We start from the raw sequence: 23,046 nt of genomic DNA on the forward strand, positions 1-23,046 counted from the left end.
TTCCACAGACCGCCACGTTTTCCACATACCGCTCCACAACCCATGGCATTGCCGCAAACCACTCCTTCGCGACAAGTGCCACTCTGTACCGTGGACCGGGGCTCCGACCCGAGGAGAGCGTCGATGCGGATCATGCTCACCGTGCTCAGCGAGCACACCGACCGCGATGTCGTGGTCGAGGGCGACGACACGACCACGGTCGCCAGGCTCGCCGAGGCGCTCGCCGGCCAGGGCGGTGAGCGGCCGAGCAACGTGGTACGGCTGACGCGCAGCAAGGCCCCCTACGGCCTGGACCGCGACATCGGGTCACAACCCCCGCCCATGTGGCTCGACGGCCGCCTCCTCGAACCGTCCGCGCCCGCCCTCGGCCTGCTCCGCGACGGCGACCTCGTCACCCTCGAACGCGACCTGGCCGCCGCGACACTCGCCGAGGAACCGGGCGGCATCGTGGAGATCCGGGTCGTCGGCGGGCCCGCCGCCGGGTCCGTGCACCGCATCAGCCTGGGTGTGCACACCATCGGCTCCGACCCGGCCTGCGCGGTCTCCGTCGCCGACCCCATGCTGCCCCCCAGGGCCGCCGTCGTCCGGCTCACGCCCGAGGCCATCACCGTCGAGGCGGGGGAGGGCGCCACGCCGAGACTCGACCGGGAACCGCTCGAAGGCCCGGCGCCCTGGCGGGAGCACGCCGTACTGACCTGTGGCGCGAGCGTGCTGACCCTCAGGGCCGTCGAACCTCCGGACGCGCACCTGGACGCCCAGCCCGACGGCGGCCTCGCCTACAACCGGCCGCCCAGGCTGCGCACCCCGCCGAGCACACGGCGCTTCGAGGTCCCCGCGGAGCCCAAACGCGCCGAGACCATGCGGCTGCAGCTGCTGACCGCCTTCCTGCCCGCCGCGCTCGGCGTGGTCATGGCCTGGACCCTGCACGTCTGGTACTTCCTGCTGATGGCGCTGATGACGCCGTTGATCATGATCGGCCAGTGGTGGAGCGACCGGCGGCACGGCCGCAAGCAGTACCGCCAGCGGATGAAGGAGTACAGGAAGCGCCTGAAGGACTTCGAGGCGGACGTCGAGCGCGCCCGCGCCGACGACGAGGCGGAGCGCCGTACCGCCGCGCCGGACCCGGCCGAGGTGCTGCTCACCGCGACCGGGCCGAGACGGCGGCTGTGGGAGCGCCGTGACCACGACCAGGACGCGCTCAGGCTGCGGGTCGGGCTCGCCGACCTGCCCGCCGACCTGGAGTTCACCCCGGAGCGCTCCGCCCCCGCCGACTGCGTGCTCCCCGACCCGCCCGACTGCCACGCGGTGCCCGTGGCCCTGGCCATGCGCCGTCTCGGCGTCGCCGGCCTGACCGGGCACAGACCGGCCGTCACGGGGCTGGCCAGGTGGCTGGTCGGCCAGGCGGCCGCCCTGCACAGCCCCCGCGACCTGGCGATCGTGGTGCTGTCGGCGCACCGCGACGGGGAGGAGAACTGGAACTGGGTGCGCTGGCTGCCGCACTGCGCCCCGCGCGGCGGCGAGGACTGCGTCGCGCTGGTCGGCGCCGACCCCGAGGCCGCCGCCCGCAGGGTGACCGAGCTGACCGCGTTGATCGAGGGACGCCAGGGCGAGGAGGAGGGGTCGGCGGCCAAGCTCGGCCGTATCGCCTCCGGATGGGGCGACGGCGCCCCGGCAGGCGCCGACGTCGCGCCCGTATACGACGAGCGGCCCTACGACGTGCTGGTCGTCCTGGACGGCGCCCAGGTCCTGCGCGCCCTGCCCGGCATGCCGCAGGTCCTGCGCCAGGGCCCCAGGGCGGGCGTCTACACCCTGGCCCTCGACGACGACCAGCGGCTGCTGCCCGAAGAGTGCGCCACCGTGGCGGACGTGGCCGGGGACGGCACCGTACGGCTGCGCGGAGGCGGCCTGGACGGGCTCGGCGAGATCCTGGCCGACCAGGTCTCCTCCTCCTGGTGCGACCGGCTGGCCCGCTCCCTGGCCCCGGTGCGCGACGTCAGCCGGGACGAGGCCGCCCTGGCCCTGCCCGGCTCCGCCAGGCTGCTCGACCTGCTCGACCTGCCCTCGGTCTCCGGCGCCGTCCTGGCCGAGCGCTGGGGCCGTACGACACGGGCGGTGATCGGCGCGGGCCCCGACGGCGTCTTCTCCGTCGACCTGCGCACCGACGGTCCGCACGCGCTCATCGCGGGAACGACCGGAGCGGGCAAGTCGGAGCTCCTGCAGACCCTGATCTGCTCCCTCGCGGTGGCCAACCGCCCCGACGAGATGACGTTCGTGCTGATCGACTACAAGGGCGGGGCCGCCTTCAAGGAGTGCGTACGGCTGCCGCACACGGTCGGCATGGTCAGCGACCTCGACGGCCACCTCACCCAGCGGGCGCTGGCCTCCCTGGCCGCCGAGATCCGCCGCCGCGAACGGCTGCTGCTGGCCGCCGGGGCCAAGGACATCGAGGACTACCACGAGCTGCGCGACGCGCAGCGGGCCCGCGCCTCACGGGACCTGATGGTGGCCGGGGCGGGCTCGGCGGTCAGGCAGCTGCCCCTGCGCGCCGACCCGCTGGCGGCGCTGCCCCGCCTGGTGCTGGTCATCGACGAGTTCGCGGCCATGGTCAGCGAGCTGCCCGACTTCATGACCGGCCTGGTGGACATCGCCAGGCGGGGCCGTTCGCTGGGCATCCACCTGATCCTGGCCACCCAGCGGCCCGGCGGCGTGGTCACCGCCGACATCCAGGCCAACACCTCGCTGCGCATCGCGCTGCGGGTGACGGAGGCCGCGGAGTCCTCCGACGTCATCGACAGGCCGGACGCCGCGCACATCTCCAAGGCCACCCCGGGACGGTGCTACGTGAAGTCGGGCGTCGGCACGCCCACGGCGGTGCAGACCGCGCGGATCGGCGGACGCGGGCCCGGCGCGCAGAGCGAGGTGCGGGCCAGGGTGACGGAGGTCGGCTGGCGGGCGCTCGGGCAGCCGCTCACGCCGCCGGAGACGGCCACGGAGAACGCCGCGGTCACCGACCTGTCCGTACTGGTCGACGCCCTGGTCGAGGCCGCCCGTGTCACCGGTGTCCCCAGGCAGCCGAGTCCCTGGCTGCCGCCGCTCGACGACCTGCTGGTGGCCCCCGGGGTCACCGTGGCCCCCGGGGACGCGCCGCCGTACCGGGTGGGGGTCCAGGAGGTGCCGCCGCTGGCGTTCGGGACGACCGACCTGCCGTGGGCGCAGGCCCGCAGGCCGCTGGCGCTCAACCTGGCCGCCGGGGGTCACCTGCTCCTGGCGGGCGCCTCCCGCAGCGGGCGTTCGACCGCGCTGCGCACACTCGCCGGGGCGATCGCCGCCGGGGCCTCCCCCGAGGACGTGCACCTGCACGCGATCGACTGCGGTTCCGGGGCCCTGCTGCCGCTGATGGCCATGCCGCACTGCGGCGCCGTGGTGACCCGTGACCAGCTCGACCGGGTCGAACGGCTGCTGACCCGGCTGCGCGCCGAGGTCGGGCGGCGCCAGCAACTGCTGGCCGAGGCGGGCTACGCGTCGCTGGCCGAGCTGCGCGCCGCCGCGACCGGGCCCAGGCTGCCGTGGATGGTGCTGATGCTCGACCGGTGGGAGGGGTTCGTCGCCGCGTTCGAGGGCTACGACTACGGGCGGCTGATCGAGTCGGCGATGCAGTTGCTCAGGGAGGGACCCGCGGTCGGGTTGCGCGCCGTGGTGACCGGGGACAGGTCGGTGCTGCTCGGGCAGATCTCCACGGTCTTCGAGGACCGGCTGATCCTGCGCCTGGCCGACCCCTCCGACTACGGCCTGGCCGGGCTGCCGGTGAAGGACCTGCCCGCCGCGCTGGCCCCCGGCAGGGCGCTGGCCACCGGGGAGCACGGGATCGTCGAGAGCCAGATCGCGCTGCTGTGCGACGATCCCGCCGGCCCCGCCCAGGTCGCCGCGTTGCAGGCGCTGTCCAGGGAGGTGCCCGGCCGCTTCGGCGCCTCCCCCGGTACGGCCGAGCCGGGGCGGTGGCCGTGGAACGGCGAGCCGCCACTGCGGGTCGACGCGCTGCCGATGCGGATCACCTCGGCGCAGGCGCTGGAGCTGGTGCCCTCCTTCGAGCCGCCCTCCCCGCTGTGGGCGCTGTTCGGCGTCGGCGGCGACTCGCTGACCCCGCTCGGCGTCGACCTGCTCGCCCAGGGACCCGGCGCGGTCGTCGCCGGGCCGTCCCGTTCCGGGCGTTCCTCGGCGCTGCTGACCGCCGCCCGTTCCCTGCTGGACAGGGGGACGCCCGTGGTGGTGGTCACCCCCAGGCGCAGCCCGCTCAGCACGCTGGCCGGGCAGGAGGGGGTGCTGGCCGTACTCGGCGCGGACGGCGACCTCGACAGGGCCGTAGCGGGGCACGAACGGTACGTGGCGATCGTGGACGACGCGGAGCTGGTCTCCCCCGACTCGCCCCTGGGCATGTCCCTTGAGCAGGTGTTGCGCACCGGCCGCGACAGCGAGCACGGCCTCGTCATCGGCGGTACGACGGGTGACCTGACCACCGCCTACCGGGGTTTCGTCGCCGAGGCCAGGAAGGCCCGCACCGGTCTGCTGCTCTCGGTGCAGAGCCCCGCGGACGGCGACCTGTTCACCATCCGGCTCCCCCGCGGCGCGGTCGGCGGCCCGCCGGGAAGGGGACTGCTGGTGACGCTGGGCACGGCCACCGCCGTCCAGACGGCCCTGCCCGGCTGAGGTACGGCGGGCTGAGGTACGGCGGGGCAACGAAAACGCCGCCCCGGTCTCACGAGACCGGGGCGGCGTGGCGGCCGAGTCAGCGCGTGGCGGACTCGATGTTGCCGCGGTAGGTGTTGATCACGCGGGATGCCTCGGCGAGCTCCTCGGACATGCGCTGGAAGGCGGCACGGTAGTTCTGCCAGGCCTCGGTGAAACGCTGGGCGCCCGGGCCGGTCCAGGCGGTGCCGACCTTTCCCGCCTCACGGTCCAGAGCCGCCATCGTGGCCCTCACCTGGTCGGCCTGCTGGGTGAACTGGGTGGCCATCTGCTGCATTTCCGCGGGATTGCCACCAAGCAAGTTCTGGCTCATGCCAGCACTCCTTCTGGATCGGTGTCGGGGGCTCACCAAACGACATCACGATAGGTGAGTGGATCACGGAGATACTCGGATTATGCCGAGCGGCTATGGATCTTCCCATACCCACGGACCGGATAACGCGTCATTCGCCGTAAGTCACATGTCATACCGGGAATCGTCATCCGAGAGGCGCCATGTGCCGGCGGCCGTGCCCACTCCGGCGCACGGGGATCATCACCAATACGGCCATCCAAAAACAACCCATGACATATCCCAATCCCGGCGGGCGGGACCCCGCTCTTCCCAGGCTCCGTACGGCGCCTAAACTCCGTTGGAGGCCCGCCAGCCCCCCGTTCGCACGTGATGAAGGGAACCATGTCGGTGCAGAAGGTCTTGGTCGCCAACCGTGGCGAGATCGCCGTACGGATCATCCGCGCCTGCAGGGACGCGGGCCTGGCCAGCGTCGCGGTCTACGCCGAGCAGGACCTGGACGCCCTGCACGTCCAGCTCGCCGACGAGGCCCACTCGCTGAGCGGCCAGTCCCCCGCCGAGACCTACCTCGACATCGCCAAACTGCTCGCGGTCGCCGAGACCAGCGGCGCCGACGGGGTCCACCCCGGGTACGGCTTCCTGGCGGAGAACGCGGCCTTCGCCCAGGCGGTGATCGACGCCGGGCTGACCTGGATCGGGCCGCCCCCCTCCGCGATCGTCGCCCTCGGCGACAAGGTGCAGGCCAGGCACATCGCGCAGAAGGTGGGGGCGCCGCTGGTCGCCGGGACCGCCGAGCCGGTCTCCGGGTCCGAGGAGGTGGTGGCCTTCGCCGCCGAGCACGGCCTGCCGATCGCGATCAAGGCCGCCTTCGGCGGTGGAGGGCGGGGCCTGAAGGTCGCCAGGACCCTTGAGGAGATCCCCGAGCTGTACGACAGCGCGGTCCGCGAGGCGGTCGCGGCCTTCGGCCGGGGCGAGTGCTTCGTCGAGCGTTACCTCGACCGGCCCCGGCACGTGGAGACGCAGTGCCTGGCCGACACGCACGGCAACGTGGTGGTGGTCTCCACCCGTGACTGCTCGTTGCAGCGCAGGCACCAGAAGCTCGTCGAGGAGGCCCCGGCGCCGTTCCTGACCGACGAGCAGATGGAGCTGCTGTACTCCTCCTCCAAGGCCATCCTGCGGGAGGCGGGCTACGTCGGGGCGGGCACCTGCGAGTTCCTCGTCGGCCAGGACGGCACGATCTCCTTCCTTGAGGTCAACACCCGGCTGCAGGTCGAGCACCCGGTCAGCGAGGAGGTCACCGGGCTCGACCTGGTCTCCGAGATGCTGCGGATCGCCGAGGGGCAGCCGCTCGGCTACGACGACCCGCGGGTGAGCGGGCACAGCATCGAGTTCCGGATCAACGCCGAGGACGCGGGACGGGGCTTCCTGCCCGCGCCGGGCACGATCACCGCGGTGCGCTGGCCCTCCGGGCCGGGCGTGCGGGTCGACGCCGGATACGAGGCGGGCATGACCGTCCCCGGCGCGTTCGACTCGCTGGTGGCCAAGGTCATCGTGACCGGGGCCGACCGGGGACGGGCGCTGGCCCGGGCCAGGCGGGCGCTCGCCGAGCTACACCTTGAGGGAATGCCGACGGTGGCCGAGTTCCACCGGGTCGTGGTCGAGGAGGAGGCCTTCACCGCGCCGGACGGCGCGTCGTCGTTCGCGGTGCACACCCGCTGGATCGAGACCGAGTTCGTCAACCCGGTCCAGCCGTACACCGGGCCGGTCGCCGAGCCGGGGACGGCCGAACGCGAGCGGGTCACGGTCGAGGTCGGCGGCAAGCGGCTTGAGGTCGTCCTGCCCGCCGGGCTGGTCGGCGGGCAGGGCGCGGGCGTGACGGCCCAGGGCGGCGCCGGGGGCAGGCGCGCGAGCAGGCGCCAGGGCGCCGGACGTGCCACGGCGGTGAGCGGGGACGGACTGGTCAGCCCGATGCAGGGCACGATCGTGAAGGTCGCGGTCGCCGACGGGGACGTGGTCGCGGCCGGGGACGTGATCGTGGTCCTGGAGGCGATGAAGATGGAGCAGCCACTGACCGCGCACCGGGCCGGAGTCGTCGCCGGGCTGAACGCGGCGGTCGGGCAGACCGTCACGGCGGGTGCCGCCATCTGTGACATCCGCGACAACTGACCCCTCCTTCTCCCGGGTGACGCGTCCAGGTTTGGAAAGGATTACGGTCAGGGGGGAACTCTGACGTCCACTCGCTCGTCTTCCAGGGCGAAGGAGGGCTTTCTGCCGTGACCACCAAGCAAACAGCGTCAGGTCGCCTCGGTGCCGCGATCATCGCGTTGCTCGCCGGGCTGCTGACCATTTTCATGATCGCCCCGGCGGCGAACGCCGCGGCGCCCGACCCGAGCACGATCGCGTCCGGCCTGAAGGACGGCGACCACTTCTACGCCGACCCCGCGGCGGACATCCCCGCCAGCGCCCAGGACGCCATGAGCAGCGCCGCCGAGCAGACCTCGACGGTCTACGTGGCACTGCTGCCCTCCGGCTCGATCACCAGCCAGTCCCAGGCGAAGACTCTGCTGACGTCCCTGCGCAAGGACGTCGGAGGCAAGGCGACCATCCTGGTCATGAACGGCAAGCAGCCGTTCGGTGTCTCCAACGTCAAGGGCATCGATGTGGACGAGCTGCTCCGCAGGGCCGCCACGACCTCAAGCCCGACGGACAACATCGTCAACTTCGTGAAGCTGGCCGACGACGCGGCCACCGGCGCCGGGCTGGGCTCCAGCCCCTCCCGCTCCTCCGGGGGCTCCTCGGGCGGCGTGCTGATCGGCATCCTGGTGCTGGCCGTCGCGGGCGGTCTGGGCATCTTCTTCTACTCCCGTAAGAAGAAGCGGCAGCGCGAGGCCCGTGAGGCCGCCGAGCTGGCCGCCGTCAAGCAGACCGTCGACGAGGACGTCACCAAGTTCGGTGAGGAGATCACCGACCTGGACACCGACGTCAAGCTGCTCGGCAACGGCTCCGATCACCTGCAGGACTGGCAGCGCGCCCTCGACTCCTACGAGCGGGCCAAGGTGGAGCTCGCGGCGGTCAACCGCCCCGACGAGCTCCGCGGCGTGACCACCGCACTTGAGGAGGGCCGCTACGCCCTGGCCTGCGTGAAGGCGCGCGTGAACAACCAGCCGCTCCCCGAGCGGCGCTCGCCGTGCTTCTTCAACCCGCAGCACGGTCCCTCGGTCCGTGACGTCCGCTGGGCCCCGCCCGGCGGCGCGGTGCGCGACGTGCCCGCCTGCGCGGCCGACGCCGAGGCCATCGAGCGTGGCTTCGAGCCGCAGACCCGTCAGGTCATGGTGGACGGCCACTACCGCCCCTACTACGACGCGGGCCCGGCCTACCAGCCCTACGCCTACGGCTACTACGGCGGCTTCGGCGACGTCATGAGCGCGATGCTCGTCGGCACGATGATGGGCAGCATGCTGGGCGGCGGCTGGGGCCACAGCGGTTACGGCGCCGGCTACGAGCAGGGCCTGGCCGACGGCGGTGGCGGCAGTGACTTCGGCGGCGGCGGAGGCGACTTCGGCGGCGGAGGCTGGGGTGACTTCGGTGGCGGCGACTTCGGCGGTGGTGACTTCGGTGGCGGCGACTGGTAGTCACCGCTGACGGATCCGGCGGCCACCACGGTCACCGGCTGAGAGCCCTCACCGGCCAGAGATCAGGACGGGCGCGTTCCCTCGGGGACGCGCCCGTCGTCGTTCGCGCGGGCGTGCGCCGTACGGCCCGGCACCGGGATGACGGGAGCCGGGGATCCGGAAACGACGTGGTGGGGACGTGCAAGCCTCCGTCTAGCGGGATGCAATGATCCACTGACACGATCGGGACTGTTCCAAGGAGGTTCCCGTGCGTCGTTCCGTTTCCCTGACACTCCTCGCCGCGATCTTCGCGCTGTCAGGGGCCATGATCTCTCCCGTCACGGCCCAGGCCGAGACGGCGGCCTCGGCCGCGGCCGGGCCGTGCAGGCCCGGCCAGGGCGCCAACCTGCGCGGCAGGGACTTCACCAAGGGCGCCGCGCTGCCGTACAGCCTGCGCTGCGCCGACCTGACCAAGGCGAAGCTGGGGGGCGTCGAGCTCATCCAGAAGGACCTGACCGGAGCGATCCTGCGCGGGGCCGACCTCAGGCAGGCCAACCTCACCCAGGCCACGCTGAAGTACGCCGACCTGCGTGAGGCGAACCTCAGTGAGGCCGACCTCGGACAGATGCACGCCGACCACGCCGACCTGCGCGGGGCGATCCTGGTCGACGCGGAGGCCGGGCAGGCCGAGTTCCCCTACGCCAACCTGACCGGGGCGAAGCTGACCCGGGCCGTGCTGACCCAGGTCAACTTCGTCAACGCCAAGCTGGTCGACGCCGACCTCAACGAGAGCAGGCCCGGCCAGATCAAGGGACGCAAGGCCGACTTCACCCGGGCCAAGCTGCACGAGGCCAAGATGGGGCAGTCCGACCTGGGCTTCGCGGTCTTCAAGGACGCCGACCTGCGTGAGGCCGTGTTCGACCAGGCCGAGCTCGACGGCGCCTCCTTCGTCGGCGCCCTGGTCGACGACGCCTCCTTCACCCAGGCCGACGACGCCGACCTGACCGGTGCCCGGGGAACCCCCAAGGGCATCGACGGGCCGTTCTCCGTGCCGACGCCCGCCGAGGAGCAGGCGAGCGACGACGAGCCGGAGAGCACGGCCACCCCGGACGCCCAGGCCTCACGGGGAGGGACGTCCGTCGGGCTGGTCATGGTCGTGCTCAGCGCGCTCGGCCTGGCGGTCACCGTGGTGGCCTGGGGGGTCAGCGCCCAGCGGCGCAACAGGCGCAACGCCAGGTTCGCGCTCATGCGGCGCGGGGCCGAGGAGGACATCACCCGCCTGGGCGAGGAGATCGACCAGCTCGACTACGAGTTCCAGATCAGCGGGCGGGGCGGCATGACCGCCGACGCCGACTGGCGGCACGCCCTCGACGCCTACGAGGCGGCCAAGAACGCGCTGGTGATGGCCAGGCGGGACGAGGAACTGCACTTCGTCGCGCGGGCCGTACAGGACGGCAGGAACGCCCTGAACAGGCTGCGCGCCAGGACGTCCCGCTGAGACGGGCTCAGACCGGGTGGCGGGCCAGGTGGGTGAGCAGGAGTTCGTTGACCCGGTCGGATGCCTCCAGCTGCAGCCAGTGGCCCGCCCCGTCCACACGTTCGTAGCGCCAGGAGCCGCTGACGTGCGCGGCCGTACCGGTCATCGACTCCTCGGTGAGGAAGCGGTCGCGGCTGCTCCACACCCCGAGCGTGGGGGTCCGCAGGGCGGGCGGCTCCGAGGGCGGGGCGACCAGGCTCTCCGGGGGCACGCCGGTCCGGTAGATCGCCAGGCCTGCGGTGAGCGCCTCCGGGTCGCGCATGCGCGCGACGACCTCTTCGGCGTCGGGATGCCCCTCAAGCATCTCCCTGGCGTTGCGGAAGTCGTTCTGGCTGAGCCATCGCTCGGCGACACCGGCGAACTGGAACAGCAGCATGTACCACGACTTCTCCCGCTGCCGCCAGCCGGCGGCGGCCAGCGCGGCGGGGTGGCCGACCGACAGGCAGGTGAGACTGGCCACCCGTTCCGGGGCGAACACGGCGAGGAACTGCGCGAGCGCCGAACCCCAGTCGTGTCCGACCACGTGCGCCCGCTCGACGCCGAGCGTGTCGAGGACGGCGAGCAGGTCGCCGACGAAGAGCCGGGGCTCGTACGCCTCAAGCCCGGCCGGTTTGTCCGAGTCGCCGTACCCCCGCAGGTCCGGCGCGATCGTACGGTATCCGGCGGCGTTCAGCGCGGCCACCTGGTAGCGCCAGCAGGTGTGGCTGTCGGGGTAGCCGTGCACGAGCAGCACGGCGGGCCCCTCCCCCTCGACCTGGACGTTGAGCCCGATCCCGTTGACGTCGAGACGTGTCATGGCGCTCCCGTCGGTTGGCGAGGTCAGATCCCGCTGGGGGTCATCGGCTGCATCAGGCGGCGGGCCGCCTCGGTGACGGACCCGGAAAGCGAGGGGTAGACCGCGAAGGTGTGGGCGAGCTGGTCCACGGTGAGCCGCTGCTGGACGGCCACCGAGACCGCCAGGATCAGCTCGGAGGCCCGGGGCGCGACCACGACGCCGCCGAGGATGATGCCGGTGTTCGGGCGGCAGAACAGCTTCACGAAGCCGTCGTTGAAGCCCTGCATCTTGGCCCTGGCGTTGGTGGCCAGCGGCAGCTTGACGACGTTGGCCACGATCTCACCGGCCTCGATGGCCTTCTGGGTGACGCCGACGGCGGCGATCTCGGGGTCGGTGAAGATGTTGGAGGCGACGGTGGCCAGGCGCAGCGGCTGCACGGCCTCCCCCAGCGCGTGCCAGACGGCGATCCTGCCCTGCATGGCGGCGACGGAGGCCAGCATCAGCACGCCGGTGCAGTCACCCGCCGCGTAGACGCCGGGGGCGGAGGTGCGGGAGACCTTGTCCACCTGGATGAACCCGCCCCGGTCGAGGGTGACCCCGGCCTCCTCAAGGCCGATGCCCGAGGTGTTGGGGATCATGCCGACCGTCATCAGGCAGTGCGTGCCCTCGGCCGTCCTGCCGTCCTCAAGTGTGACGACCACGCCGTCGGCGGTGCGTTTGACGGACTCGGCGCGGGAGCGGCCCATGACGTTCATCCCACGGCGCCGGTAGACCTCCTCCAGGACCTCGGCGGCGTCGGCGTCCTCGTTGGGCATCATCCGGTCGCGCGAGGAGACGAGCGTGACCTCGGAGCCGAGTGAGCGGTAGGCGCCGGCGAACTCCGCGCCGGTGACGCCGGAGCCGACCACGATGAGGTGCTCGGGCAGCTCCTCCAGGTCGTACATCTGCCGCCAGGTGAGGATGCGCTCGCCGTCCGGCTCGGCGGAGGGCAGGATGCGCGGGGTCGCGCCGGTCGCCACGATCACGACGTCGGCCCGGATCGTCCGGTCGCCCGCCCTGACCACCTGGGGGTCGACCAGCCGCCCGGCGGCCTTGATCACCTCGACCCCCTCGGCGGCGAGCCGCGCGGCGATGTCGGCCGACTGGGCCTGGGCGAGGTGCTTGACGCGGCTGTTGACCAGCGGCATGTCGGCGATGACGCCGCCGACCTCCCCGTCGGGGCCGCCGGTGAAGTGCACCCCGAGCATGCTGGCGTCGAGCAGGGCCTGCTTGCGGACCGAGGTCGCGATCAGGGTCTTCGAGGGCACGCAGTCGGTCAGGACGCAGGCCCCTCCTGGGCCCTCCTGTTCGACCACGGTCACCCGCGCCCCAAGTTGCGCGGCCACCAGAGCCGACTCGTATCCGCCGGGCCCGCCACCGATGATCACGATCCTCGTCACGTACCCCATTGTCCCGCATCCTTTGCGGCATTCGCCCCCTGGGGCCCCTTCGCTTGTCGCAGAAGGACCGGTTATGGCAAAGGACACCCGGGTACGGTGGGCACCGGCGTGGGACAAAAGACACCGACACCACACCGACACACGTGAGCACCCGCCGGATCTTCGATTAGTGTTGGACGCTGTGCCTGTCTACGCCGCCTACGGCACCAACATGGACCCGAAGCAGATGGCCCTGCGGGCCCCTCACTCCCCCATGAGGGGGTCGGGCTGGCTTCAGGGCTGGCGCCTCACCTTCGGCGGGAACGACCTCGGCTGGGAGGGCGCCCTCGCCACCATCGTGGAGGACTCCTTCGAAGAGGTCTTCGTCGTGCTCTACGACGTGCCCGAGTGGGACGAGACCTCCCTCGACCAGTGGGAGGGCGCCGCGCGCGGCCTCTACCACAAGGTCAGGCTCCGAGTGCAGACCCTGGACGGCGAGGTCGTCGCCTGGTTCTACGTCATCGACGGTTACGAGGGCGGCCTGCCGTCCGCGCGCTACCTCGGCATCCTGGCCGAGGCCGCGGAGAAGGCGGGCGCGCCGGACGACTACGTCAGGCGGCTGCGGGGCCGTCCCTGCACGTCCGCGGGAGGCTGACCGGCTCCGTCCCGCCGTTTCCCACGGCGGGACGAGTACCCTCAGTTCGTGACCAACGACCCTTATGCCCTCGCAACGGACGCCGCAGCCGCCCTGAGGAAGGCCGTCGGCGTGAGCTCCTTCGATGTCGCCCTGGTGATGGGTTCGGGCTGGGTCCCGGCCGCCGACGCGATCGGTGAGACGATCGCCGAGATCCCGGTGACCGACCTGCCCGGGTTCGCCCCTCCCGCGGTCGAGGGACACGCGGGCAGGATCCGCGCGGTGCGCACCGGGTCCGGCACGAACGCGTTGATCTTCCTCGGCCGCACCCACCTCTACGAGGGCAGGGGCGTCGACCCGGTCGTGCACGGGGTGCGGACCGCGATCAGGGCGGGCGCGGGGACGATCGTGCTGACCAACGCGGCGGGCGGGTTGCGCCCGGAGACCCAGCGGGTCGGCGAGGCCGTACTGATCAGTGACCACATCAACCTGACCGGCACCAGCCCGATCACCGGCGCCACCTTCGTCGACCTGACCGACGTCTACACCCCCCGGCTGCGCGACCTCGTCCGGGAGGTCGAGCCGTCCATGACCGAGGGCGTCTACGTGGCCTTCCGCGGGCCGACCTACGAGACGCCCGCCGAGGTCCGCATGTGCAGGATTCTCGGCGGCGACATGGTCGGGATGTCCACGGTGCTTGAGGCCATCGCGGCCAGGGAGGGCGGGGCGGACGTGCTCGGCGTCTCCCTGGTCACCAACCCGGGCGCGGGCCTGGTCGGCGAGCCGCTCAACCACGAGGAGGTGCTGGCGGTCGGCCGCGCCACCGCCTCGCGCATGGGCGACCTGCTCGCCCAGGTCGTCTGCAAGCTGTAGCGGGAGGCCACGATGAGCGACGATCTCCTGCGGCGCGCGCGGGCCTGGCTCGCCCAGGACCCCGACCCGGAGACCAGGGCCGAGCTGACCGATCTGCTCGACCGGTTCCCGGAGAGCCTGGAGGCGCTGCGCGAGCGCTTCCACACCAGGCTTGAGTTCGGTACGGCCGGGCTGCGCGGTGAGCTGGGCGCGGGCCCCAACCGGATGAACCGGGTCACGGTCATGCGCGCCGCCGCCGGACTCGCCCGGGCCCTCGGCCCCGGGGCGCACGTCGTGGTCGGCTACGACGCCAGGCACAAGTCCGACGTCTTCGCCCGTGACACCGCGGCCGTGCTCACCGGCGCCGGGCTGCGGGCCTCGGTTCTCCGCAGCCCGCTGCCGACCCCGGTGCTGGCCTTCGCCGTACGGCGTCTCGGGGCGGACGCCGGGGTGACCGTCACCGCGAGCCACAACCCGCCGAGGGACAACGGCTACAAGGTCTACTGGGGGGACGGCTCGCAGATCGTGCCGCCGGTCGACACGGAGATCTCCACCGCGATCGACGCCGTCGGGCCGGTCTCCGAGCTGCCGCTCGGCTCGTCGTGGACCGAACTCGGCGACGACGTCGTGGCCGCCTATCTGGAGGCGGTGACGGCGTTGCCCATCGGCGAGGCCAGGCGGCTGCGGGTCGCCTACACCCCGCTGCACGGCGTCGGCGGCGACCTGGCGGCACGTGCCTTCCTGGCGGCCGGATTCGACGCCCCCGTGGTCGTCGAGGAGCAGGCGGCCCCCGATCCGGACTTCCCCACCGTCGCCTTCCCCAACCCGGAGGAACCCGGCGCGATGGACCTCGCGTTCGGGCTGGCCCGGCGGATCGACGCCGACATCGTGCTGGCCAACGACCCCGACGCCGACCGGTGCGCGGTCGGGGTGCGCCTGCCCGGCGGGGGTCACCGGATGCTCACCGGCGACGAGGTCGGCGCGCTCCTCGGCGAGCACGTGATCAGGCACACCTCCGGCGAGGACCGCCTGGTCGCCACCACGATCGTCTCCTCCTCACTGCTCGGCAAGATCGCCGCCGAGTACGGCGTCCGCCACGCGGAGACCCTCACCGGCTTCAAATGGATCATGAAGGCCGGGCCCGGGCTGGTCTTCGGCTACGAGGAGGCCCTGGGCTACAGCGTCGGCTCCGACGCGGGCCTGCCCGTCCACGACAAGGACGGCATCGGCGCCGCGCTGACCGTCGCCGGACTCGCCGCCGAGGCCGCGGAGCGGGGACGCACCCTGCTCGACCTCCTCGACGACCAGGCCAGGAGGTACGGCCTGCACGCCACGTCCCAGCTGTCCTTCAGGGTCGCCGACCTGTCGCTGATCACCGAGGCGATGGCCGGGCTGCGCGCCGTACCCCCGGCCGAGCTCGGCGGGCGCAAGGTCGAGGCGGTCGACGACCTGGGTGCGGGCCTGGACGGGCTGCCGCCGACCGAGGGTCTGCGTTACCGCCTGTCCGGGGGCGCCCGCGTCGTGGTCCGCCCCTCGGGTACCGAACCGAAGCTCAAGTGCTATCTGGAGGTCGTGGTGCCGGTCGGGGAGGAGGTCTCGGCGGCCAGGGAGCGGGCCGTACGCGACCTGGGCGCCCTGCGCGCCGACCTCTCCGCCGCCCTGGGCCTGTGACCCGCCACGCCGGGCCGGCGGCCGTCGTCCTGGATCCGTGACCTGCGGTCTTGGAAATGCCACCTGCCGGTACGGGCCGGCGAACCGCCGGTCGGCTCCGGGCGGTAGGACAGCCCTCACCCCACGGCTACAGCTACCCTGAGTAATCGAATGCATGCTTTCTGATGCAGACGAGGCCGGGGCGTTCGCGCATCCGGTCTCCCTCCACAAGGAAGGCAGAGAGTATGCGTCCGATCCGCGCCCACCTGGCCGTGCTGGCCACCGTACTGGCCACCGTGCTGGTGCCCGGGCTGTCCACCGCCGCCTCCGCCGAGACCGCCCCGGCCCCCCTGCCACCCAGGGTGACGCTCACCATCGGCGGAGGGCACGTGGTGAACATCGACGGCAGGGTCTTCGCCGCCCTGCTGCCCTCACCCCCGGCCACCAGGTTCCGCCTTCTGCCCGCCCGCGGCGGCGTCCGGTTCCTTGACGAGCGCACCCACGGCCTGGTCTACGTCCCCGAAACCGAGCCCTTCACCCAGTTGCGCGTGAGCGGCCCCGGCCGTGTGCCCCCGCACTCGGTCTTCGTCATCGAGGCGGCCACTCCCATCGAGGACGACCTCGCCTCCGGCCCCACCTCCGACCTGACCCCCGACGGCCCCGGCGAGGCGATCCGGACCGCCAGGATCAGGCTGGCGGGCACCGACCAGTACATCGGCCGCAACCTCATCGAGGACCGCAGCCTGCTGCCCAAGTGGGTGGTGCTGCTGCCGGCGGGGGTCCGCGCCCCGGTGTTCGGCATCCACCCTGTCTTCTGACCCTCTGACGCGCTCTCCGGCGCCCGGCACCTGGGGCCGGACGTCAGGAGAGAAGGGCTGCGACGATCATGGCCACCGAGACGGCCAGGGCCGCCAGGGCGGTCGGTGACCAGGTCACCCTGACCGTCCCCGGCTCCGGCACGGTGCCGGTGGCCTTCGACGCCGTCCGCTTGGCCGAGCGCGCTCGTTCGAGCAGCTGCTCGGCGACCCAGTCGGCGTGGGTCTTGCCCGCCAGCGCCTCGACCGCCGCCTGCTCGCCCTTCGACCGCGCGGGCTCGGTCCTGAGCCGGCCCGCCTTGCTCGGCAGGGCCCTGCGCATGGCGGAGACCCGCTCACGCCCCGAGGCCTGCGGCGTCCAGCAGCGGATCTTCCTGCCTCCCGAGGTGATCATGATCGAATGGGAGACGCTGACGTCGTCCACGAGCAGCCACGGCACGAAGAAGTTCCTGAGGGGGTTGCGGACCAGCACACCGTCCTCGACGAACTTGGTCACCGGGCGCAGGCAGGTGATGAGGACCACCGCGGTCAGCACGGTCAGCACCGCGGCGGCGATCATCGAGGGCCGCCCGCTGAACCGGACGATCAGATCGACCGCGTTGAAGGCGGCGAAGGCCATCCAGATCCAGCCGAGCACCTGCACGGCCGTCGATCGGAACGCCTGTTTCATCACACAGCTCCCACTCTCGTCACGAACCTCCATCCAACCCGATCGCGGGAGACTTCAACACATCCGCGGGGAATCACGCCCGCCACTTGAGCCGTGCGAACCCGGGCTTGATGACGCCGTTGATGAGCGCCAGCCGTTCGTCGAACGGCAGGAACGCCGACTTCATCGCGTTGATGGTGAACCACTGCAGGTCGTCCCAGCCGTACCCGAAGGTCTCCGAGAGCTTGGCGAACTCCTCGGACAGGGAGGTGCCGCTCATCAGCCGGTTGTCGGTGTTGACCGTGACCCGGAAGTTCAGCGACCGCAGCAGCCCGATCGGGTGCTCGGCGATGGAGGGGGCGGCCCCGGTCTGGAGGTTGGAGGTCGGGCACATCTCCAGCGGGACGCGCTTGTCACGGACGTAGGCCGCCAGCCTGCCCAGTTTGGCCTGTCCGTCCTCGGAGACCGTGATGTCGTCGATGATGCGGACCCCGTGGCCGAGCCGGTCCGCGCCGCACCACTGGAGCGCCTGCCAGATCGACGGCAGGCCGAAGGCCTCACCGGCGTGGATGGTGAAGTGGGCGTTCTCCCGCTGGAGATACTCGAAGGCGTCGAGATGACGGGTCGGCGGGTAGCCCGCCTCGGCCCCGGCGATGTCGAAGCCCGCGACGCCCACGTCGCGGTAGCGGACGGCCAACTCGGCGATCTCCATGGACCTGGCCTGGTGGCGCATCGCGGTCAGCAGGGTGCCCACCTTGATGCCGCGGCCCCGTGAGCCGGTCTCGAACCCCTCGATCACGGCCTCGATCACCTCTTCGAGGCTGAGGCCCGCCTGGGTGTGCTGTTCCGGCGCGTAGCGCACCTCGGCGTAGACCACGCCGTCGGCGGCCAGGTCCTCCGCGCACTCGGCGGCGACCCGCACCAGGGCCTCGCGGGTCTGCATGACGCCGACCGTGTGGTCGAAGGTCTCAAGGTAGCGTTCGAGCGACCCGGAGTCGGAGGCCTCGCGGAACCAGGCGCGCAGCGCGTCCGGGTCCGTCGTCGGCAGCCCGGCGTATCCCGACTCACGCGCCAGATCGGCGATCGTCTCCGGCCGCAGGCCACCGTCGAGGTGGTCGTGGAGCAACACCTTGGGAGCCTGACGGATCTCCTCAAGGGCGAGTGGCTGACTCATCTCCTCATCCTAGGGGCGAGGTCCGGGACGGACGGCGGCAGCCACGCGACCGTTCCGGGCGCCCTGGAACGGACCGGCCGGCCCGCCCGGATCCCGGAGGACCCCTTCCGCACAATCGAAACGCGTGCGTACACTTCTTGATGTGAACGGCACCGTTTCGACAGGAGGCCGGGATGCCGACGCGCCGACGCGGCGAGATCCGGGAGGAAGCCATCCTGCTCGCGGCCATGAGCCTGCTGGGTGAGGTCGGCTACGACCGGTTGACCATCGAGGCCGTCGCGGAGCGGGCCCACGCCAGCAAGGCCACGATCTACCGACGATGGCCGGGCAAGGCCGAGCTGGTGGGGACGGCCGTACGGCGGTATGCCGGAACACCGGTGGCCGCCCCACCCGAAACCACGAACCTGCGTGACGACCTGGTGGCGGTGCTGCTGGAGCTGCGAGCCGGCCTCACCGGTCAGGACAGCGCGCTCATCCTCGGGCTCCTCGTCGCGATGCGTCGCGACCCCGATCTCGCGCACGCCGTACGGCGACACGTCCTCGACCACAAACGCGACGTGTTCGCGGCCGTCCTGGCCAGGGCCGCCGCCAGGGGCGAGGTTCCCGAGACGGTCGACCACGCGCTCCTCGCCGAAATCGGCTCGGCCGCGCTGCTGTCCCGTCTCCTCGTCACCGGCGAACCCCTCGACGACCACTTCCTGCACACGCTCGTGGACGCGGTACTGCTTCCCATGCTCAGCCGTCAGCTCGACCGACCATAAGGACTTCCACGATGTGGCAGACGATCGTTCTCAGTTTCCTCGGCGGCCTCGTCGCCGGTAACGGACTTCCGCACTTCGTCCGCGGCATCACCAGAAGGCGTTACCCGAGCGCCCTGGGCAACGGGCCCGTCCCCAACCTCGTCGCGGGATGGGCGGGCCTCGTCCTCGGCGGCGCGCTGCTGTGGTGGGCGCACATCGACCGGCACCCCGGACCGGCCTTCGCCTCCATCGGCGTGAGCGTCCTGCTCATCGGCCTCTTCCACGCGGGCCCTGGCGCCTTCGGGCGTGGGGAGACGGCCTGACGGCCGTCAGAACACGTCCAGGCGGGCTCGCTGGTCCTCCGTCAGCTCCAGGTCGACGGCGGCCAGGCTCTCCTCAAGCTGCGCGACGGAGGAGGCGCCGACCAGCGGGATGATCGGGTACGGCCCGCCGAGCTGCCAGGCAAGCACCACCTGGTTGACCGTCGCCCCGGTCTCCGCGGCGACCTCGCGCAGCGCCGCGAGCCTGACGGGCGTTCCCGGGTGGTCGTAGTCCGGCGGCAGCTGCTTGTCCTGCCGGGTGTAGACGCCGCCCATCAGCGGGGAGTAGGCGACCAGGGTGAGGTCGCGCTCCTCCTTCAGGTAGCTCAGCAGTTCGGCCCCTGCGTGACCGAGACTGCCCTCGGGGAAGATGCCGTAGGGCATGTCGTAGCGCGGGCGCAGGAGGCTGTGCTGGTACTGCAGGACCTCGTAGCCGGGCAGCCCGGCCTCGGCGGCGATGGCACGGGCCCGCTCGACCCGCCAGACCGCGTGGTTGCTCACCCCGAGCAGCCCGACGGTTCCCTCGGTGACCAGTTCGGCGAAGCCCTCGACGGTCTCCCGCGCCGAGACGCTCCTGTCCTCGATGTGCGCGTAGAGCATGTCGAGCCTGTCCACCCCGAGCCGCTGCCTGCTGGCCTCGGCGGACTCCCTGATCGCCTTCGCGGACAGCCCGTCGGCGCCGTCGGCGTAGCCGGTGCCGGGCACGAGCGGGCGGGCGCCCAGCTTGGTGGCGATGACGATCTCGTCCCCGACGCCGCGGCTGCGCCGCCACCGCCCGAGCAGTTCCTCGCTCCGCCCGCCCAGGCTTCCGTCGACCCAGTAGGCGTAGTTGTTCGAGGTGTCGACGAACGTCCCGCCCGCCTCGACGTAGCGGTCGAGGATCGCGTAGGAGGTGCTCTCGTCGGTCGCCGACCCGAAGAGCATGGCGCCCAGGGCGATCACGCTCACCTCGCGGCGGGTCTTCGGGTCGGTGCCGATGGTGCGGTACTTCATGGTGTCCTTCCGGTACGGCCCGGCGTTCGCGGGCCCCGGGAAAGGAGTCTGGGATGTGGAGTGCACTCCAGGTCAAGCTCGGAACCCTCCGGTCGTCATTCTGAGCGGTTGGCGCTCTCCGGGGAGAAGGCGGGCAGGCACACCGCGACGTACTCGGCGCCCTCGGGGCCGGAGCTGTACCGGATCCTCTCCCCCGGCTCGCTCACGAACGCCTGGCCCGCGCCGACCTCGGTGACGCCCTCGTCGTGCTCGACGACGACCGTGCCTCTGAGCACGAGGGTGTACTCGGCGAACTCCGGCGTCTGGGCGGGTTCGTCCCACCCGGGAGGAGCCGTCATGTGGGCGATCGAGATCTGGGTGTCGCCGCTGTTGACCCGGCCGACGTACTCGTCGATGGTCTTGCCGCCGGGGACGGGGATGCGGGTGGCGTTGTCGATTCTGCGTACCATCGGGCCAGTCTGCCAGCGCGCGGGCCGGCCGCGCCGCCGGGGGACGTCCCCGGAGATCACGCCGGTCCGCCGGTGTACGGCCGGCCCGTGTGCGCGGTCGGTGCCGTCACGCCGGCGAACCCCACGCGGACCTTCGTACGGCCGGCCCGTGTGCGCGGTCAGTGCGCGACGTCGATGACCAGGCGCTGCGGGTTGCGCTGCTCCAGGACCCGGAAGGGGGCCCGGTGGTCGAGGACGATGCCCACGCCGACCACGGCCTCGAAGTCTCCGGTCTTGACCACGCTGCGCACGTTGCCCAGCCCGGCGTGGAAGACCGGGCCGCCGACCCAGGTCGGGGAGCCGGTCTCACCGTGCGCGTTGGCGGGGGTGATGGTCACCTGGAGGTAGGCCCCTCCCGGGGCGTCGATCGGGTCGCCCGAGCCGTCCTGGACCAGCCTGGGCACCCACTGCACGCTGTAGCCGGGCTGCCCGCCGTTCAGGTCGATCACCACCCGGTCGAACCCGTCGTGTTTGGCGAAGCGCGCCCCGAGCACGAGGGGCGGGTTGTCCGTGGTCCGCCTGACCGTGACCTCCCGCGTGCTCGTCGGGGGCCCGAGCCGGGTCTCCCCGGGGAAGTCGGGGGAGGCCGGGGCGGCGGAGGAGACGGAGGGTGAGACGGTGACGGTGGCCGTGACGGTCGGGGCGGTCGTCCCCGGAGCGGCCGAGGGCGGGCCGCCGGACAGGCCGCAACCGGTCAGCAGGACGAACGGGGCAAGGGCGAGTGCGACGCGGGTGCGCTTCATTATGGCCTCCTGTCCGGTTAGATGCCCAGAGGCCGGGCCGGGTTCACCACCTGCGAAGATCCACACCCGGCACACGGCCTCAGGGCCGCCGACGCGCCCCGGTTCCTGCGTCGGCGGCCCTGAGGCCCGGGTTCCGCGAGCCGTACGGCCCGCGCGTCTCAGACGGTCTCCAGCACCCTGCCCTCTCCGGCGTCCCCAGCGTCCGCAGCTGCGGACTCCGAGCGGGGGCGGCGCAGCCCGGTGAGGGCGACCAGCAGGCCGACCACGGCGAGGATCGCGGAGACCGTGATCGCGGCGCGGAAGGCGTCCAGCGGGTTGGCACCGGTGTTCGAGGTGAGCACGGCCGTCACGACGGCCAGCACGATCGCCCCGCCGACCTGCCCCGAGGTGTTGAGCAGGCCGGAGGCCAGGCCCTGCTCGTCGTCGGCGACGCCGTTGGTCGCCTGGATGTTCAGTGAGGGGAAGGACAGGGCGAAGGCGATGCCCAGCAGGACCATGCCGGGGATGATCAGCGTGGCCAGGCTGGGATCTGCGTTGACCCGCAGGAACAGGGCGAAGGCGCCCGCAAGCGAGGCCGAGCCGACCGCGATCAGCTTGCCGGTGCCGAACCGGTCGGCCAGGCTGCCCATCCTGGTCGACGTCACGGCCACCAGGACTCCGGCGGGCAGGAAGGCCAGCGCGGTCTCCAGGGCCGACCAGTGCAGGAAGTTCTGGAAGTACTGCATGGCCACGAACTGGAAGCCGACGTAGGAGCCGAACAGGATCACCAGTCCGAGGTTGGCCCGGACGATGGGCCCGGAGCGCAGGATGCCGAGCCGTACCAGAGGGTGCTTGACCTTCGACTCGGTCAGCACGAACAGGCCGAGCAGTACGGCGGAGCCGACCAGGGAGCCGATGGTGCGCAGGGAGAACCAGCCCGCGGCGGGCGCCTCGACGACGGTGAAGACGAGCAGCAGCATCGAGGCGGTGATCGTCACCGCGCCGATGAGGTCGTGACCGCTCTCCGCCCTCTCCTCACGCCGCTTGGGCAGGACCTTCATGGCCGCGAACAGCGCGATGATCGCGACGGGGACCGGCATGAGGAACGTCCAGCGCCAGCCGAGTTCGGTCAGGAAGCCGGAGATGACCAGGCCCAGCGAGAATCCGCTGGCGCCGGAGGCCGTGAAGACGCTCAGGGCCCGGTTGCGGGCGGGGCCCTCGGCGAAGGTCGTGGTGATGATGGACAGCGCGGCGGGGGCGGTGAAGGCGGCGCTGACGCCCTTGACGAACCGGGCGGCGATCAGCATCGTGCCGTCGTTGACCAGGCCGCCGAGGAGGGAGGCGAACACGAAGACGGCGAGCGCGGCCAGGAAGACCTTGCGCCTGCCGAGGAGGTCGGCGGTGCGGCCGCCGAGGAGCAGCAGCCCGCCGTATCCGAGCACGTAGCCGCTGACCACCCACTGCAGGGCGGAGGTGGAAAGACCCAGGTCGGCCTGGATGGACGGCAGCGCGACTCCCACCATCGAGACGTCGAGGGCGTCGAGGAAGATGACGGCGCAGAGCACCGCGAGCGCTGCCCAGAGGCGCGCGTCCCAGCGCTCTTCCGTGGAGGAGATCATGCGGACAACCATAC

At 72.0% G+C, this 23,046-nt stretch carries 19 protein-coding genes; 10 read left to right on the forward strand and 9 right to left on the reverse strand.

The window, feature by feature from the left end; genetic code table 11:
• Positions 1–123: 123 nt before the first annotated feature.
• Positions 124–4,704 carry an FtsK/SpoIIIE domain-containing protein gene (locus ACIBVQ_RS08305; RefSeq protein WP_399176422.1) on the forward strand — a complete coding sequence of 1,527 codons (4,581 nt, stop codon included), beginning with the start codon at positions 124–126 and terminating at the stop codon, positions 4,702–4,704.
• A 79-nt stretch (positions 4,705–4,783) separates the two neighbouring features.
• On the opposite strand, the gene ACIBVQ_RS08310 is transcribed toward ACIBVQ_RS08305, so the two are convergent.
• Positions 4,784–5,056, reverse strand: a complete 273-nt coding sequence (locus ACIBVQ_RS08310) for a WXG100 family type VII secretion target (RefSeq protein WP_012888044.1) — start codon at positions 5,054–5,056, stop codon at positions 4,784–4,786.
• Between the two features lie 369 nt (positions 5,057–5,425).
• On the opposite strand from ACIBVQ_RS08310, the gene ACIBVQ_RS08315 reads away from it, so the two are divergent.
• From ACIBVQ_RS08315 to ACIBVQ_RS08325, 3 genes are all read left to right on the forward strand, one after another.
• Complete coding sequence (locus ACIBVQ_RS08315; RefSeq protein ID WP_399176680.1) at positions 5,426–7,201, forward strand: acetyl/propionyl/methylcrotonyl-CoA carboxylase subunit alpha; 1,776 nt, start codon at positions 5,426–5,428, stop codon at positions 7,199–7,201.
• 107 nt (positions 7,202–7,308) lie between these two features.
• Positions 7,309–8,667, forward strand: coding sequence for a hypothetical protein (locus ACIBVQ_RS08320; RefSeq protein WP_352010017.1), 1,359 nt, complete (start codon positions 7,309–7,311; stop codon positions 8,665–8,667).
• Positions 8,668–8,914: 247 nt separating this feature from the next.
• Positions 8,915–10,144 carry a pentapeptide repeat-containing protein gene (locus ACIBVQ_RS08325; RefSeq protein WP_362910315.1) on the forward strand — a complete coding sequence of 410 codons (1,230 nt, stop codon included), beginning with the start codon at positions 8,915–8,917 and terminating at the stop codon, positions 10,142–10,144.
• Positions 10,145–10,151: 7 nt separating this feature from the next.
• On the opposite strand, the gene ACIBVQ_RS08330 is transcribed toward ACIBVQ_RS08325, so the two are convergent.
• A complete protein-coding gene (locus ACIBVQ_RS08330; protein ID WP_399176425.1) occupies positions 10,152–10,979 on the reverse strand; it encodes an alpha/beta fold hydrolase in 828 nt (275 codons plus the stop codon).
• A 23-nt stretch (positions 10,980–11,002) separates the two neighbouring features.
• Entirely contained in the window at positions 11,003–12,397 is a 1,395-nt protein-coding gene (locus ACIBVQ_RS08335; protein ID WP_362772768.1) for an NAD(P)H-quinone dehydrogenase, read from the reverse strand.
• Positions 12,398–12,578: 181 nt separating this feature from the next.
• On the opposite strand from ACIBVQ_RS08335, the gene ACIBVQ_RS08340 reads away from it, so the two are divergent.
• The 4 genes from ACIBVQ_RS08340 to ACIBVQ_RS08355 all read left to right on the forward strand — a co-directional run bounded on the left by ACIBVQ_RS08340 (position 12,579) and on the right by ACIBVQ_RS08355 (position 16,330).
• Positions 12,579–13,031 carry a gamma-glutamylcyclotransferase gene (locus ACIBVQ_RS08340; protein ID WP_352010026.1) on the forward strand — a complete coding sequence of 151 codons (453 nt, stop codon included), beginning with the start codon at positions 12,579–12,581 and terminating at the stop codon, positions 13,029–13,031.
• 48 nt (positions 13,032–13,079) lie between these two features.
• The gene (locus tag ACIBVQ_RS08345) at positions 13,080–13,883 is read left to right on the forward strand and encodes a purine-nucleoside phosphorylase (protein WP_352010027.1); all 804 of its coding nucleotides are present in this window, start codon (positions 13,080–13,082) and stop codon (positions 13,881–13,883) included.
• Between the two features lie 12 nt (positions 13,884–13,895).
• Positions 13,896–15,533 (forward strand): phospho-sugar mutase, encoded by a 1,638-nt coding sequence (locus ACIBVQ_RS08350; RefSeq protein ID WP_399176428.1) that lies wholly within the window; start codon positions 13,896–13,898, stop codon positions 15,531–15,533.
• 224 nt (positions 15,534–15,757) lie between these two features.
• A complete protein-coding gene (locus tag ACIBVQ_RS08355) occupies positions 15,758–16,330 on the forward strand; it encodes a hypothetical protein (protein ID WP_399176430.1) in 573 nt (190 codons plus the stop codon).
• Positions 16,331–16,373: 43 nt separating this feature from the next.
• Here the strand turns inward: ACIBVQ_RS08355 and ACIBVQ_RS08360 are convergent, their stop codons facing one another.
• Positions 16,374–16,997: a hypothetical protein gene (locus tag ACIBVQ_RS08360; RefSeq protein ID WP_399176431.1), complete on the reverse strand. Its 624-nt coding sequence runs from the start codon at positions 16,995–16,997 to the stop codon at positions 16,374–16,376.
• Positions 16,998–17,070: 73 nt separating this feature from the next.
• Entirely contained in the window at positions 17,071–18,150 is a 1,080-nt protein-coding gene (locus ACIBVQ_RS08365) for an adenosine deaminase (protein WP_362910323.1), read from the reverse strand.
• A 173-nt stretch (positions 18,151–18,323) separates the two neighbouring features.
• Here ACIBVQ_RS08365 and ACIBVQ_RS08370 point away from each other — a divergent pair, with 173 nt between their 5' ends.
• Positions 18,324–18,911: a TetR/AcrR family transcriptional regulator gene (locus ACIBVQ_RS08370; RefSeq protein ID WP_352010032.1), complete on the forward strand. Its 588-nt coding sequence runs from the start codon at positions 18,324–18,326 to the stop codon at positions 18,909–18,911.
• An 11-nt stretch (positions 18,912–18,922) separates the two neighbouring features.
• On the forward strand, positions 18,923–19,213 hold the full coding sequence (locus ACIBVQ_RS08375; RefSeq protein ID WP_352010033.1) for a hypothetical protein: 291 nt from the start codon (positions 18,923–18,925) through the stop codon (positions 19,211–19,213).
• A 6-nt stretch (positions 19,214–19,219) separates the two neighbouring features.
• Here the strand turns inward: ACIBVQ_RS08375 and ACIBVQ_RS08380 are convergent, their stop codons facing one another.
• From ACIBVQ_RS08380 to ACIBVQ_RS08395, 4 genes are all read right to left on the reverse strand, one after another.
• Positions 19,220–20,203 (reverse strand): aldo/keto reductase, encoded by a 984-nt coding sequence (locus ACIBVQ_RS08380; RefSeq protein WP_399176434.1) that lies wholly within the window; start codon positions 20,201–20,203, stop codon positions 19,220–19,222.
• Positions 20,204–20,298: 95 nt separating this feature from the next.
• Positions 20,299–20,652 (reverse strand): cupin domain-containing protein, encoded by a 354-nt coding sequence (locus tag ACIBVQ_RS08385; protein WP_399176436.1) that lies wholly within the window; start codon positions 20,650–20,652, stop codon positions 20,299–20,301.
• A 158-nt stretch (positions 20,653–20,810) separates the two neighbouring features.
• Positions 20,811–21,434, reverse strand: a complete 624-nt coding sequence (locus tag ACIBVQ_RS08390) for a hypothetical protein (RefSeq protein WP_386193653.1) — start codon at positions 21,432–21,434, stop codon at positions 20,811–20,813.
• 158 nt (positions 21,435–21,592) lie between these two features.
• Positions 21,593–23,032, reverse strand: coding sequence for an MFS transporter (locus ACIBVQ_RS08395; RefSeq protein ID WP_399176438.1), 1,440 nt, complete (start codon positions 23,030–23,032; stop codon positions 21,593–21,595).
• Positions 23,033–23,046: the final 14 nt, after the last annotated feature.

Source organism: Streptosporangium sp. NPDC049376, from assembly GCF_044466505.1.
In the GTDB taxonomy this organism is placed as follows: Bacteria; Actinomycetota; Actinomycetes; order Streptosporangiales; family Streptosporangiaceae; genus Streptosporangium.